12 protein-coding genes are annotated in these 14,606 nt (G+C 68.1%); 5 read left to right on the forward strand and 7 right to left on the reverse strand.

The window, feature by feature from the left end:
- Positions 1–20: 20 nt before the first annotated feature.
- Positions 21–875 carry a lysophospholipid acyltransferase family protein gene (locus G6N59_RS05695; RefSeq protein ID WP_138231194.1) on the reverse strand — a complete coding sequence of 285 codons (855 nt, stop codon included), beginning with the start codon at positions 873–875 and terminating at the stop codon, positions 21–23.
- The gene (locus tag G6N59_RS05700) at positions 872–1,705 is read right to left on the reverse strand and encodes a GNAT family N-acetyltransferase (protein ID WP_138231195.1); all 834 of its coding nucleotides are present in this window, start codon (positions 1,703–1,705) and stop codon (positions 872–874) included. The genes G6N59_RS05695 and G6N59_RS05700 overlap by 4 nt, the downstream gene beginning before the upstream one ends.
- Positions 1,706–1,813: 108 nt before the next feature.
- Between G6N59_RS05700 and G6N59_RS05705 the strand changes: the two genes are divergently transcribed.
- Positions 1,814–2,953 (forward strand): Zn-dependent alcohol dehydrogenase, encoded by a 1,140-nt coding sequence (locus G6N59_RS05705; protein ID WP_138231196.1) that lies wholly within the window; start codon positions 1,814–1,816, stop codon positions 2,951–2,953.
- A 150-nt stretch (positions 2,954–3,103) separates the two neighbouring features.
- Here G6N59_RS05705 and G6N59_RS05710 read toward each other — a convergent pair whose 3' ends face one another.
- The 4 genes from G6N59_RS05710 to G6N59_RS05725 all read right to left on the reverse strand — a co-directional run bounded on the left by G6N59_RS05710 (position 3,104) and on the right by G6N59_RS05725 (position 8,249).
- The gene (locus G6N59_RS05710) at positions 3,104–4,561 is read right to left on the reverse strand and encodes an aldehyde dehydrogenase (protein ID WP_138231197.1); all 1,458 of its coding nucleotides are present in this window, start codon (positions 4,559–4,561) and stop codon (positions 3,104–3,106) included.
- Positions 4,558–6,336 (reverse strand): flavin-containing monooxygenase, encoded by a 1,779-nt coding sequence (locus tag G6N59_RS05715; protein ID WP_138231198.1) that lies wholly within the window; start codon positions 6,334–6,336, stop codon positions 4,558–4,560. Before G6N59_RS05715 ends, G6N59_RS05710 begins: the two co-directional genes overlap by 4 nt.
- 109 nt (positions 6,337–6,445) lie before the next feature.
- Positions 6,446–7,402: an electron transfer flavoprotein subunit alpha/FixB family protein gene (locus tag G6N59_RS05720; RefSeq protein ID WP_138231199.1), complete on the reverse strand. Its 957-nt coding sequence runs from the start codon at positions 7,400–7,402 to the stop codon at positions 6,446–6,448.
- A 46-nt stretch (positions 7,403–7,448) separates the two neighbouring features.
- Positions 7,449–8,249: an electron transfer flavoprotein subunit beta/FixA family protein gene (locus tag G6N59_RS05725; protein WP_138231200.1), complete on the reverse strand. Its 801-nt coding sequence runs from the start codon at positions 8,247–8,249 to the stop codon at positions 7,449–7,451.
- A 263-nt stretch (positions 8,250–8,512) separates the two neighbouring features.
- On the opposite strand from G6N59_RS05725, the gene G6N59_RS05730 reads away from it, so the two are divergent.
- From G6N59_RS05730 to G6N59_RS05745, 4 genes are all read left to right on the forward strand, one after another.
- Positions 8,513–9,319, forward strand: coding sequence for a class I SAM-dependent methyltransferase (locus tag G6N59_RS05730; protein WP_234884293.1), 807 nt, complete (start codon positions 8,513–8,515; stop codon positions 9,317–9,319).
- 47 nt (positions 9,320–9,366) lie between these two features.
- Positions 9,367–10,908 carry a 1,4-alpha-glucan branching protein domain-containing protein gene (locus G6N59_RS05735; protein ID WP_138231399.1) on the forward strand — a complete coding sequence of 514 codons (1,542 nt, stop codon included), beginning with the start codon at positions 9,367–9,369 and terminating at the stop codon, positions 10,906–10,908.
- Between the two features lie 28 nt (positions 10,909–10,936).
- A complete protein-coding gene (locus G6N59_RS05740; RefSeq protein ID WP_138231201.1) occupies positions 10,937–12,166 on the forward strand; it encodes a glycosyltransferase family 4 protein in 1,230 nt (409 codons plus the stop codon).
- Positions 12,167–12,304: 138 nt separating this feature from the next.
- On the forward strand, positions 12,305–13,825 hold the full coding sequence (locus tag G6N59_RS05745; RefSeq protein WP_138231202.1) for a multicopper oxidase family protein: 1,521 nt from the start codon (positions 12,305–12,307) through the stop codon (positions 13,823–13,825).
- Between the two features lie 13 nt (positions 13,826–13,838).
- On the opposite strand, the gene G6N59_RS05750 is transcribed toward G6N59_RS05745, so the two are convergent.
- The gene (locus tag G6N59_RS05750) at positions 13,839–14,576 is read right to left on the reverse strand and encodes an acyltransferase (RefSeq protein WP_138231203.1); all 738 of its coding nucleotides are present in this window, start codon (positions 14,574–14,576) and stop codon (positions 13,839–13,841) included.
- Positions 14,577–14,606: the final 30 nt, after the last annotated feature.

Raw genomic sequence — 14,606 nt, forward strand, 5'->3', positions numbered from 1 at the left:
TACCGGCCAGGCCAAACCGGTCAGGCGGCCAGCACGTGCCCGTGAACAGCGGGGACAGGCAGCGGGCCGACCTCGTGCACCGCGGCCTGGCAGCGGCCGGCCAGATCGCGGCGATCGGTACCCGGCAACTGCAGCGACTGCACCTGGATGTGGCACACCGTCAGCTTGGCGGTGATGACGCGCTTGATGGACGTCAGCAGCGAGTCGTCACCGATGAACGCCGGGATGGTCGACTGGGCGCCGTCCCGGTGCCGGTAGGTCAGCTGCAGCGGCTGGACCGGACGGCCGGCGTCCACCGCGGCCTGGAACATGGCCGGCGCGAAGGTGCCGTGGCCCAGACCGCACCACGTGGTGCCCTCCGGGAACGCGACCACGGTCTGGCCGGCGGTGAGCCGGTCCGCGACAGTGCGGACCACGTCGGGCAGCCGGCGCAGGCTGTTGCGGTCGATCGGGATGACCTTCATCAGCCGGGCCAGGACGCCCAGGGCCGGCCACTCGATGAGGTCGGCACGCGCCACGAACGAGCCGGGCATGACCGCGCCGATCACGAAGATGTCGACCCACGAGACATGGCCGGCGACCACCAGCACGCCGCTCAGGTTGCGGATCGGCCCGCCGGAGACCCTGACCCGCACGCCCAGGCCGCGCAGCACCAGCCGGCAGTACATCCGCTGGATGCGCGACCGGCCGGGCAGTGGCACTGCCAGCAGCGGCAGGGTGGGCAGCAGCAGCATCGTCATGACCAGTCGCCCGGCGGTGCGCAGCGCGACGACGAACGGACGGCTGACGTGCGCCGCGTCCACCCGGATGCAGCTGGCGTCGCACGACGCCTTCGGCAGCCAGGGGTGCTCCTGCACCGTGACCGGCGTGGTCACTGCCCGGCCTTGTCGCTCGCGGCGGCCGCCGAACGCAGCCGGGTCAGGTACCTGACGTCGGCTTCGCGCTTGTCCAGCAGGGCCGGGAAGTCGCCGACACCGAAGTCGGGGTCGTAGGCGGGGTCGCCGCACACCTTCGCGCCGAGGCGCAGGTAGCCGCGCATCAGCGGCGGCACCGTCACGCGGGCCGGCGGCTCGATGTCGTCGAGCAGCTTGCCGTCGATGATCACGGGACGGTACGGGCGCACTGTGTATTCCGAGGCGTGCCGCTTGTTGACGAAGTCGCGGACGCCGCGAATCTGGCTGGCCGGCGGCTCGTCGGGGCTGCCCTGGATGGGTACCGACACGCAGCCGGTGACGTAGTCGTAGCCGCTGTGGTCCAGGTAGGCCAGGATGCCGCCCCACATGAGCAGGACGACGGCGCCGTTGCGGTGGTCGGCGCGCACCACTGCGCGGCCCATCTCCACCAGCGAGGGACGCAAGCCGTCGAGCGCGCTGACGTCGAACTCCGTTGCGGTGTAGAGCCCGCCGGCGGCGATGGCGCCGGGCGGCGGCAGCATGCGGTAGCAGCCCACGTACTCGCCGGTGTTGTCTTCGCGGACCAGGAGGTGGTCGCAGAACTCGTCGAATCGGTCCGCGTCCCGGCCACTTTCGAAACCGGGGCTGTCGTCGGTGAGGGTGTAGCCCGGCTCCGAGGTGAACACGTGGTGACGAAGCCGTTGCGCGGCCTCGATGTGTTCGGAGTCGGCCGACAGCAGCAACGTGTAGCGCGGGGTGTCGGTCGATGAACTGGTGTCGTCAGGGGCGATGAGTACAGAACTAGTGCTCATGTTGTGCACGGTGACGGAGCCGTTCGGCGCGACGGCATCGATCACGTAACGCGTTGATGACCGGTTGCGAAACATCACGGTCCGTTACATTCGGCGCATGATGCCGCGATGAGAAGCCGCGCCGCGATTGTCCGTGAGGTGGGCGGGGACTGGTCGGTGGAGGAATTCGAGCTCGATCCGCCACGTACCGGTGAGGTGTTGCTGAAGATGGCGGCGGCCGGCCTCTGCCACTCGGATGATCACATCCGGTCCGGCCAACTGTCCGCGCCGAAAGGCGCTGCGGTGCCGGACATGCCGGCCACGATCGGTGGCCACGAGGGTTCGGCGGTGGTGCTCGAGGTGGGGCCGGGTGTGACGCGGTTCTCCCCCGGCGACCATGTGGTGACGTCGTTCCTGGCGGTGTGCGGGAAATGCCGTTGGTGCACAAGCGGTATGGAGTACCTGTGCGACGTCGGCGCCGGCACGCTGATACCGGGCATGCCGACAGACGGGACGTTCCGCCACCACAGCCTCGCCGGCGAGGAGTTGCGGCACACCTCGAAGATCGGTGCGTTCGCGGAACACACTGTGGTGGCGGCCGATTCGCTGGTGAAGATCGATCCGTCGCTGCCACTGGTGCCCAGCGCACTGCTGTCCTGCGCGGTGCCCACCGGGTACGGCTCGACGGTGCGGCGGGCGGGAGTGCGGGCCGGCGACACCGTGGTCGTCATCGGTGCCGGGGGCATCGGTACCGCCGCCGTCCAGGGTGCACACCTCAGTGGCGCGGCGCCGGTGGTCGCGGTTGATCCGGTGGCGTTCAAACGAGATTCGGCCATGTCCTTCGGCGCGACCCACACTGCGGCGACGGTTGCGGAGGCCGTAGCCCTGGTGCGGGATCTGACGCGCGGCGTGATGGCCGACGCGGTGGTGGTCTCGCCGTCGATGATCGGTGACGGCGACGTCGCCGATGCGTTGTCCCTCACGCGCAAGGGCGGCACGTGCGTGCTGACGGGAATGGCAGCGCCGTCGGCTGGGACAGTCCACCTCGACCTGCAGGACCTGATCCTGATGAACAAGAACCTCTGCGGCACATTGTTCGGCTCGTGTAATCCGACCGACGAAATACCAGCGCTGGCACGGCTCTACCAGGAGGGCCGGCTCAAGCTCGACGAAATGATCACCCAGCGCTACCGGCTCGACGACATCAATGACGCCTTCGATGACCTGTTGGGTGGCCGGGTGATTCGCGCCGTCTTGGATTTCACCTAGTCCAGCGCCGCGTTGAGCCTGTAACCAGGGCGGTGGTTACTCGCACCAATACGCCATAAGTCCAGGGTCAACGCGCTCACACCGCCACCCGAACGTTGAGCCTGTATCCGGGGCGGTGGTTACTCGCACAATTACGCCACAGATACAGGCTCAACGCGCTCCGGCGATACCGCGGGCGATCAACTTGGTCTCCAGGTACTCCTCGAAGCCGGCCACACCCATCTCCCGGCCGATCCCCGACTGCTTGTAGCCGCCGAACGGCGCGTCCGGCGAGTACCAGACGCCGCCGTTGACGTTGATGGTGCCGGTCCGCAGGCGCGACGCCACCCAGTCGACGCGGTCCTGATCGGAGCCGACCACCGCACCCGACAGGCCGTACGGAGAGTCGTTGGCGATGCGCACGGCGTCGGCATCGCCGTCGTGCGCGATGACGGTGAGCACCGGACCGAAGATCTCCTCACGGGCCACCCGGGCGTCGTTGGTGAGTCCGGCGATGACGGTCGGCTCGATGAAGAACCCGTTCCCGCCCGCCGGGCGGCCGCCACCACACGCGAACCGTCCGCCCTCCTCCAGCGCCAGCCGCAGGTAGCCCTCGACCCGGTCGCGCTGGCGCGCTGAGATGAGCGGACCACACAACGTCGCGGGATCGGTGGGATCGCCGAAACCGATGCCGGACATGGCCGTTGCCGCAGCCACAACGGCCTCCTCGTACCGCGCGCGCGGCACCAGCAGCCGGGTCGTGAAGGCGCAGCCCTGTCCGGCATGCATCGCCACCCCGACCGCCGCGGCGGCACAGGCCGCGGGGAGATCGGCGTCGTCCAGCACGATGTAGGCGGACTTGCCGCCGAGCTCCAGGAACACTTTCTTGATGGTCTGCGATGCCGCTGCCATGACGGCTCGGCCGGTCGCCGTCGATCCGGTGAACGACACCAGATCCACCCGCGGATCCTCGGTCAGCTGGGCGCCGATGCGGTGGTCGCTCGAGGTGATGATGTTGACGACGCCGGCGGGAAAATCGGTGCGCTCGTTGATGATCCGTCCTACTTCGGCCGCGCACCACGGAGTGTCCGGGGCGGCCTTGAGCACGACGGTGTTACCGGCGGCCAGGGCCGGGCCGAGTTTGGCGAAGTTGATCTGGTGTGGGAAGTTCCAGGGTGTCACCGCGCCGACAACGCCGCACGGTTCCCGGACGACGGTGCGCCTGGTCGGCTTACCGAACGGTGCGGCCGCTCCGAGATCGGTTGCCCATTCATAGCTTTCGGCGAGATCGGCGACATAGCCGAGGCCCTCGACCGGCATCTGCAAATGCCCGCCGTAGGTCAATGAGACCGGGGCCCCGACCTCGGCCACCGTGATGGCCCGCAGGTGCTCGATCTCGTCGTCGAGGGCCGCACGCAACTGCCGCAGGCAATGCACCCGCAACGCGGTGTCGCGCGACCAGTCGCTGTCGTCGAATGCCGTGCGCGCCGCGGTGATGGCGCGGTCCAGGTCGTCGGCGTCGGCGTCGGCGGCGTGGCCCAGCGCCTCCTCGGTGGCCGGGTTGATCGTCGCGAACTCGCCGCCGCGGCCAGGCACCAGCTTCCCGTCGATCAGCAGTGGGGTGCTCACGTGATCACGAGTCCCTCAAGGGTTTCCGCGTCCCGCCACGCGGCGAGGAGGTCGGCGTACTCGGTGGGGCTGCCGAAGAAGAAGCTGTCCTGGTTCAGCCGGTCGCTGGGCTGTCCTTCGCGGTTGTAGTAGCCGGGCGTGCAGGCTTCGCGCCGGCCGGCGATCACCACCGAGCGCGCCACGACGTCGCGGACCCAGCCGTCCTCGGCCGCGGCGCTCGCCTCGACTTCGGCGATGTCGTGCTTGAGGGCCCACGCGATCACCCACGCGATGTGCCGCGACTGGGTGTCTATCAGGTAGGGGAAGTTCACCGTGAACCCCGACTGCGCGATGCTGGCGATGAAGCAGTTCGGAAATCCGTTGACGTGCAACCCATGCAGGGTCCGCACCCCGTCAGACCACTTGTCGGACAGCGTCCTTCCGTCGCGGCCGATCGCCTCGAAGCCCGTGCGCCGCGTGTAGTCGGTGCCGACTTCGAAGCCGGTGGCGAAAATCAGACAGTCCAACGGGTATTCGGTGCCGTCCACCACGACCCCGGCCGCGCTGATCTGCTCGACACCACGACCCCGGGTGTCGACGAGGGTGACATTGTCGCGGTTGAACGTCTGCAGGTACTGGTCGTGGAAGCACGGCCGCTTGCAGTAGTAGCCGTACCAGGGCTTGAGCCCCTCGGCGGTAGCAGGGTCGGTCACCAGCGCGTCGATCCGTGCCCGGATCTGCTCCATCTTGGCGAAGTCCGCCAGTTCGGCCGTCGACGCCCGCGGATCAGTTCCTTCTTTGGCGATCGGCATGGCCTTCGCCAGACTGGTCCAGGCGTCGGCCACCAGGTCCTCGTCGGCCTGGCCACCCGCGGTGAGGATCTGGAAGTTCTCGATGCGCCGCTGCTGCCACCCGGGTTCCAGCGCCGCGGCCCAGGCCGGATCGGTCGGCGCGTTGGCCCGCACGTCAACCGTCGACGGCGTGCGCTGGAACACGAACAACTCCCCGACCGCCGGCGCCAGCCGCGGCACGCACTGGATCGATGTCGCGCCGGTACCGACGATGCCGACCCGCTTACCGGCCAGGTTTTCCAAACCTGCGCCGGTGTAGGCGTAGTCCCAGCGGCTGGTGTGAAAGGCGTGGCCTGCGAATTCGGTGATGCCTTCAATCCCCGGCAGTTTGGGCTTCTGCAGGTAGCCGTTGGCCATCGAGACGAACCGGGCCCGGATGGCGTCGCCGTGGTTGGTGGCGATCACCCAGCGTGAATCGGCCGCTTCCCAACGGATTTCGGTCACTTCCGTCTGCAGGCAGGCGTTGCGGTACAGGTCGTAGTGCTCGGCAATGGCCCGACAGTGCGCAAAAATCTCGGGACCTTTGGCGTATTTCTCCGACGGTATGTAGCCCAGCTCTTCCAGCAGCGGCATGTACACGTACGACTCGACGTCGCAGGCGATGCCGGGGTACCGGTTCCAGTACCAGGTGCCGCCCACGTCGGCCGCTTTGTCGATCAGCCGGATATCCGCCACACCCAATTCACGCAGCCGGGCGCCCGTGAGCAGCCCGCCGAAACCGGCCCCGATGATCGCGACGTCGACTTCGTCAGTCAGCGGATCTCGGGTGAAACCCGGCTCCGCCCAAGGATCTTCACCGAAGGACGCGAACCGGCCGGCGATCTCCACATACTGGGCGATGCCGTCGCTCCGCAGCCGCCGCGCGCGTTCCTCCGCGTACCGCTGCCGCAGCGCATCAGGATCGAACGTCGCGCCGTCGCTGCCCGAACTCCCGCCATGCGTCATCGATGCATATTGGAACACGTTTCAGTTTCTGGCAAGGTCGGTTCGCGCCGTGGACGCAAAGGTGCCCCGGAACCGAAGTCCCGGGGCACCTTTGTGGATGCTGGGAAACCTAACCCTTGCGAGCCTTGACGGCGTCGGTCAGCTGCGGGGCGACGTTGAACAGGTCACCGACGATGCCGAGGTCGGCGATCTCGAAGATCGGGGCCTCTTCGTCCTTGTTGACCGCAACGATGGTCTTGGACGTCTGCATGCCGGCGCGGTGCTGGATGGCGCCCGAGATACCGAGGGCGATGTACAGCTGCGGGGCAACGGTCTTACCGGTCTGGCCGACCTGGAACTGACCGCCGTAGTAGCCCGAGTCGACCGCGGCACGCGAAGCACCGACGGCACCGCCGAGCGAGTCGGCCAGGGCCTCGACGACCGCGAAGTTGTCGGCGCTGCCGACACCACGGCCACCGGCGACCACGACGCTGGCCTCGGTGAGCTCCGGACGGTCACCGGCGACGGCCGGCTCACGCGAGGTGATCTTGGTGGCGTTCTCGGCCTGGGCCGGAACCTCGACGTTGACGACCTCACCGGCGGCAGCGGCCGGGGCGGCCTCGACGGCACCCGGGCGGACCGCGATCACGGGGAGCACGTCGTTGGCCTGCGCCTCGACGGTGTAAGCGCCACCGAAGATGCTGTGCACACCGATGCCACCGGCCTTGACGTCGACGACGTCGACCAGCAGGCCGGCACCCAGGCGGGCGGCCAGACGACCGGCGATCTCTTTGCCCTCCGTGCTGGCGACAGTCAGAACGGCGGCCGGGCCGGCGGACTCGACGAGCGCCTCCAGCACGTCAACGGTCGGGGTGACCAGGAAGTTGGCCGCGTCAGCCGACTCGGCGACGTAGATCTTGGCCGCGCCGGCGGCCTTGAGGGCGTCGGTCAGCGGAGCAGCGGTGCCGGGGGCACCCACCACAACTGCCGACGGCTCACCGAGCACACGGGCAGCGGTGATCAGTTCGGTGCTCACCTTCTTGAGGGCACCATCGGCGTGCTCGACGAGCACAAGTACTTCAGCCATGCGTATTTGCCTCTGTGTCTTTCTGGAAGTTTCGGTGTGGTGGGGGCTAGATCAGCTTCTGACCAACGAGGTACTCGGCGATCTTGTTGCCGCCCTCACCCTCGTCGGCGATCTTCTCGCCCGCGGCCTTGGCCGGCTTCGGCGTCGACGACAGCACCTTGCTGCTGGCGTTGGCGACACCGACCTCGTCGGCCTCGACACCGATCTCAGCCAGCGTCAGCACCGTGACCGGCTTCTTCTTGGCGGCCATGATGCCCTTGAACGACGGGAAGCGGGCTTCGCCGATGCGCTCGTTGACGCTGACGACGGCCGGCAGCGAAGCCTCCAGGCCGAAGACGCCGTCGTCGGTCTCACGCTCACCGGTCACCTTGCCGCCCTCGACGGAGATGCTCCGCAGGGAGGTCAGCTGCGGCAGGCCCAGCAGCTCGGCGATGACCGCGGGAACCGCGCCGCCGACACCATCGGTGGACTCGTTGCCGCCGATGACCAGCTCGGCGCCCTCGATGGTGCCCAGGGCGCGGGCCAGGGTCCACCCGGTCTGGACGATGTCCGAACCCTTGATCTGGTCGTCCTTCACGTGCACCGCGTTGTCGGCGCCCATGGACAGGGCCTTGCGGATGGCCTCGGTGGCCCGCTCCGGTCCGACGGTCAGCACGGTAACGGTGCCGGCGCCGCCGGCGGCCTCTTCCTTCTCCTTGATCTGCAGCGCTGCCTCGACGGCGCGCTCGTTGATCTCGTCGAGCACCGCGTCCGCGGACTCGCGGTCGAGGGTGAAGTCGCCGTCGTTGAGCTTGCGCTCCGACTCATAGTCAGGGACCTGTTTGATCAGGACCACGATGTTCGTCATGGGTGTGGTTCGTCCTCCTCGATGAGGCCGGCGTCGGCCTGGCATTCACGATTCACGCAACGACCATCATGTTACTACTCGGTAACTTATGTGGCATGGCGCAGGAACACCATAGCTGGTCGAGCGCAGCCCGAGGATGCCGCCTTTTGTTTTCTTGACCACACTCCGGGCGGTTCGGCAAAATGGCAGAACCAGCAGGTGGGACGGCCCAACCGATCGGGCCCGGGAATTCCGGTACCACTCTGGGCTAGCCTGCCTATCTAATGAGCACTTTTTCCGAAACCCAGCCGATCGAACCGTCGGCTGAACCGCTCGTGCCGGTCATGCCACTGACCGGTGAGCGCACGGTCCCGGACCTGGCGGAGGAGAACTACTGGTTCCGCCGCCACGAGGTGGTCTACCGGCGCCTGGTCGAGCGTTGCCGCGACCGCGACGTGCTGGAGGCCGGCGCCGGCGAGGGCTACGGCGCGGACCTCATCGCCGACGTCGCGCGCCGAGTGATCGGGCTGGACTACGACGAGTCCGCGGTGGCGCACATCCGCGCCCGTTACCCGCGGGTCGAGATGCATCACGGCAACCTCGCCGCACTGCCGCTCCCCGATGCCTCGGTCGACGTGGTGGTCAACTTTCAGGTCATCGAACATCTCTGGGACCAGGGGCAGTTTGTCGCCGAGTGCCTGCGGGTGCTGCGTCCGGGCGGCCTCCTGCTGATGTCGACGCCCAACCGCATCACCTTCACCCCTGGCAGCGACACCCCGCTGAATCCGTTCCACACCCGGGAACTCAACGCGGCCGAGATGACCGAACTGCTCACCGAACAGGGCTTCGTCATGGAGGCCATGCTGGGCGTGTATCACGGCGCCACGCTGCGCGAGCTCGACGCCCGCTACGGCGGCTCGATCATCCAGGCACAGATCGACCGCGCCGTGGCCGATGCACCGTGGCCCGCGGACCTGCTGGCCGACGTGGCCGCGGTGACCATCGACGATTTCGAACTGCTGGACGCCGGTGCCGCCGGCGTCGCTATCGACGACAGCCTCGACCTGGTGGCAATCGCGGTGCGGCCGTGAGTGATTCGTCCGGACCGCACCCCGGGTCGCTGCGCTCAGTGCCGGGGATGTTCACCCTGGTGCTGCATACGCACCTGCCGTGGCTGGCGCATCATGGCCGTTGGCCGGTCGGCGAGGAGTGGCTGTACCAGTCGTGGGCGACGGCCTACCTGCCCCTGACGCGTGTTCTACGCACGCTCGCCGAGGAAGGCCGCGGCCACCTGCTGACCCTGGGCATGACGCCCGTGGTCACCGCCCAGCTCGACGACCCGTACTGCCTGGCCGGCATGCAGCAGTGGCTGTCCAACTGGCAGCTGCGCGCACTGGAGGCCACGACCGTCCGTGATGGCACTTTCCCGCAGGGCGCCCCGGAAACCTTCAACTCTCCGGAAGCGTTGCGCGCCTTCGGCATTCATGAACACCAACAGGCCGGTGCGGCACTCGCCGAATTCGCCGACCACTGGCAGCACGGCGGCAGCCCGGTGCTTCGCCAACTCATCGGCGCCGGCACCATCGAGTTGCTCGGCGGCCCGCTGTCGCATCCGTTCCAGCCGCTGCTCAACCCCCGGCTGCGGGAGTTCGCGCTGCGCGAGGGCCTGGCCGATGCCGGCGCCCGGTTCGCACACACCCCCGGCGGCATCTGGGCACCCGAATGCGCCTACGCCCCCGGCATGGAAACCGGCTACGCGGCCGCCGGCGTCACCCACTTCATGGTCGACGGACCGTCGCTGCACGGTGACACCGCACTCGGCCGTCCGGTCGGCGAATCGGACGTCGTCGCCTTCGGCCGCGACCTACAGGTCAGCTACCGCGTGTGGTCCCCCAAGTCCGGCTACCCCGGTCACCCGGCCTACCGCGACTTCCACACCTACGACCACCTCACCGGCCTCAAGCCGGCGCGGGTCACCGGCCGCACCGTCCCGTCGGAGTCGAAAGCGCCCTACGAGCCGGAGCGCGCCGCCGCCGCCATCGACGCACACGTCGCCGATTTCGTGAATACCGTTCGGCGCCGCTTGATCTCGGAGTCCGAGCGCACCGGACGCCCGGCCCACGTGGTCGCCGCATTCGACACCGAGCTGTTCGGCCACTGGTGGCACGAGGGGCCGGAGTGGCTCGGGCGGGTATTGCGAGCGCTGCCGGCCGCCGGGGTTCAGGTCGGCACCCTGTCCGACGCGATCTCGGGAGGCTTCGTCGGCTCCCCGGTAGAACTGCCGCCGAGCTCCTGGGGTTCGGGCAAGGACTGGCAGGTCTGGTCCGGTGAGCAGGTCGCCGACTTCGTGACGCTCAACGCCGAGGTCGTAGACACCGCGCTGACCACGGTGGACAAGGCACTGGCCCAGGATTCGGCGTACCCGGCGCGGGACCGCGTGGCCGACCAGATCCTGCGCGAAGCCCTGCTGACCGTATCGAGCGACTGGCCGTTCATGGTCAGCAAAGACACCGCGGCGGAATATGCTCGGTATCGCGCGCATCTGCATGCGCACGCCACCCGGGAGATCGCCGGTGCCCTCGCGTCTGGACGGCGCGACCAGGCCCAGCACCTCGCGGAAGGTTGGAACCGCGCCGACGGACTGTTCGGCGCCCTGGACGCCCGGAGGTTGCCGCGATGAGCGCTTGCGCGAAGAGCAGAAGGCAACGATGAAAATCCTCATGGTCTCGTGGGAATACCCACCCGTGGTGATCGGTGGCCTCGGACGCCACGTCCACCATCTGGCCGTCGAGCTGGCCGCCCTCGGTCACGAGGTCGTGGTGCTGTGCCGCCGGCCCGCGGGCACCGACCCCAGCACCCACCCCACCACCAATGAGGTGCACGAGGGCGTGTGGGTGATCTCCGCGGCCCTTGACCCGAACGAGTTCACATTCGGCACCGACATGATGGCGTGGACGCTGGCCATGGGGCACGCCATGGTCCGCGCCGGTCTGAGCCTGCGCGACTGGACCCCCGACGTCGTCCACGCGCACGACTGGCTCGTCGCCCACCCCGCCGTCACCCTGGCCGAGTTCTTCGACGTGCCACTGGTTTCCACCATCCACGCCACCGAAGCCGGCCGGCACTCCGGCTGGCTCTCCGGCCCGGTGAGCCGCCAGGTGCACGCGCTGGAATCGTGGCTCGTACACGAGTCCGACTCGCTGATCACCTGCTCGGTGTCCATGAGCGAGGAGATCACCGAGCTGTTCGGACCCGAGCTGCCCGACGTGAGCGTGATCTGCAATGGCATCGACACGGCAGGCTGGCCATTCGCGATGCGGCGCAAGCACGACGGCCCGGCCGAGCTGCTGTTCGTCGGCCGCCTGGAGTACGAGAAGGGCGTGCACGACGTCATCGCCGCGCTGCCCCGAATCCGCCGCACCCACCCGGGCACCACGCTGACCATCGCCGGCGATGGCACCCAGTACGACTGGCTGGTCGAGGAGGCCCGCAAGGCCAAGGTCACCAAGGTGACGAATTTTGTTGGCCGCGTTGATCATTCCGAGCTGCTGGAGCTGCTGCAACGGGTCGACGCCGTCGTGCTGCCCAGCCATTACGAGCCGTTCGGCATCGTGGCACTCGAGGCCGCCGCGGCCGGTACCCCGCTGGTCACGTCCAACGTCGGCGGACTCGGCGAAGCGGTGATCAACGGCAAGACGGGCGTCTCCTGCCCACCGCGGAACGTCGGCGCACTGGCGTCCGCGGTCCGCAAGGTGCTCGACGACCCCGCGGGTGCACAGCAGCGGGCCCTGGCCGCCCGGGACCGGTTGAACCATGACTTCTCGTGGCAGACCGTCGCCGCCGAGACCTCGGACGTCTACCTGGCTGCCAAACGTGGCGAGCGCCTGCCCCATGCGCGCCGTGCCATCGTCGAACGGCCGCTGCCCGACCGCGGCTGAGAGTTCTCCGCCGAAAGGACGCGGAACTGTCCCTTTTCCCTGGAAGAGGGACAGTTCCGCTCCCCTAGATGAGAGGTGTCCCATCTAGGGGACTTTGGACACTTGACCGCCATACCCCCCGGGGGTACAAACGGCAGGGTGTTCACTCGCCGTAGTTTCCTGATCGCGTCTGCCATCACCGGCGCCTCCGCGCTTGCCGCCTGCAGCAAGACGCCGCCCCCCGCTACGGCCGGCGGCATCGACCAGAAGGCCATCGCCGCGGCCGAGGCCGCCCGTCCGCACACCGGCCGCACCGTCTCGGTGGCACTGCGCCCGCAGCCGGCCACCGTCGACCTCGGCGGCGTCAGCGTGCAGACGCTCGCGTACGGCGACCAGGTGCCGGGCCCGCTGGTCCGCGCGTCGGTCGGCGACGAGCTCTCGGTCCGCGTGTCCAACGGGCTCGACCACGACACGTCGGTGCACTGGCACGGTATCGCGCTGCGCAACGATATGGACGGCGCATCCCCCGCGACGCCGAACATCAAGCCGGGCAACGACTTCACGTACCTGTTCTCCGCCCCGCATGCCGGCACGTACTGGGCACATCCGCACACCGGCCTCGACACCGACTACGGGCTGTACCTGCCGGTGATCATCGACGACCCGGCCGATCCTGCTCGCTATGACGCGGAATGGATTGTGGTCCTTGATGATTGGACGTCGGGTGCCGGCAAGTCACCGCAGCAGATCTACGACGGTCTGCGCGCCATGGCCAACATGGGCGGACACAACATGGGCGACATGGGCGACATGGGCGGTCACGACATGAGCAGCATGGGCGGTATGCCGATGGCGACGAGCACGCTGCTCGGGGGCGACGCCGGCGACGTCAAGTACCCCTACTTCCTCGCCAATGGCCGAATTCCTTCCGCACCAACGGTTTTCAACGCCAAGCCGGGCCAGCGCATCCGGCTGCGCATCATCAACGCCGGCGCCGACACCGCATTCCGGGTGGCCCTCGCCGGGCACCGCATGACCGTCACACACACCGACGGCTTCCCGATCGACCCGGTGGACGTCGACGCACTGCTGCTCGGCATGGGCGAGCGGTACGACGTCATCGTCACTGCCGGCTCCGGGGTCTTCCCGTTGGTGGCCGTGGCCGAGGGCAAGGACGGCGCCGCGCGTGCCCTGCTGTCGACCGGAGCCGGCAGCGCACCGGACCCCGCGTTCCGTCCCGCCGAGCTGACTCGCCGCGTCGGTACCGTCGCCGATTTCACAGCCGCACAGGCCGTCGACCTCGGCCCCATGACCCCGGACGTGGCGCTGACTGCCGAACTCACCGGGTCGATGATGAAGTACGACTGGGGCATCAACGGACGGTCGTTCGACAATCGGCAGCCGCTGACCGTGCGTCAGGGTCAGCGCGCCACCATGACCTTCACCAACTCGACGACCATGTGGCATCCCATGCACCTGCACGGGCATACCTTCCAGGTGTTGCAGGCCAGTGCAGGTGAAGTCCGGCGCGGCCCTCGCAAGGACACGCTGATCGTGCTGCCCAGGCAGCAGGTGACGGTCGCCCTCGTGGCCGACAACCCCGGCGACTGGATGCTGCACTGCCACAACGCCTATCACCAGGAGGCGGGCATGATGACCACGCTCGACTACGCGGCCTGATGAGCAGTCGAACTCAGGTGGCGCTCTTCTTGCGCTCGATGTCGGCCAGGGCCCGCGCGAGTTCTTCACGCTCGGCCGCCGAGGTCTCCCAGTCCAGCTTGCGGTTTCTGACCACCTTGGCCGGAGCGCCGACCGCGATGGAGAAGTCCGGAATCTCGCCCTTGACCACCGCGTGGGCACCCAGCACGCAGCCACGGCCGATGCTGGTGTTGCGCAGGATGGTCACCTTCGCGGCGACCCAGGTGTCCGGACCGATTCGCACCGGGCCCTTGATGATGCCCTGGTCCTTGATCGGCAGCTCCATGCTGTCCATCTTGTGGTCGAAGTCGCAGACGTAGCACCAGTCGGCCATCAGCGCCGACTCACCGATCTCGATGTCCAGATAGGTGTTGATGACGTTGTCGCGGCCCAGCACCACCTTGTCGCCGAAGCGCAGCGAGCCCTCGTGGCAGCGGATCGTGTTCTTGTCGCCGATGTGAACCCAGCGGCCGATCTCCATCTGCGCCAGCTCCGGCGTGCACTGGATCTCCACGCCCTTGCCCAGGAACACCATGCCGCGCGTGATGATGTGCGGGTTGGCCAGCTTGAACTTCAGCAGCCGCCAGTACCGCACCAGGTACCAGGGGGTGTATGCCTTGTTCTCGAGCACCCAGGTGAGCGACTCACGGGTAAGGAAGCGCGCCTGTCGCGGATCGCGCAACCGCGAACCTCGCCATCGTTTGTGAATCGGCGCGCCCCACATCGTCGTCATGGCCGCAAAGCCTACGCGAGGCGAAATCGG

It is taken from the genome of Mycolicibacterium aubagnense, assembly GCF_010730955.1.
Lineage (GTDB): Bacteria > Actinomycetota > Actinomycetes > Mycobacteriales > Mycobacteriaceae > Mycobacterium > Mycobacterium aubagnense.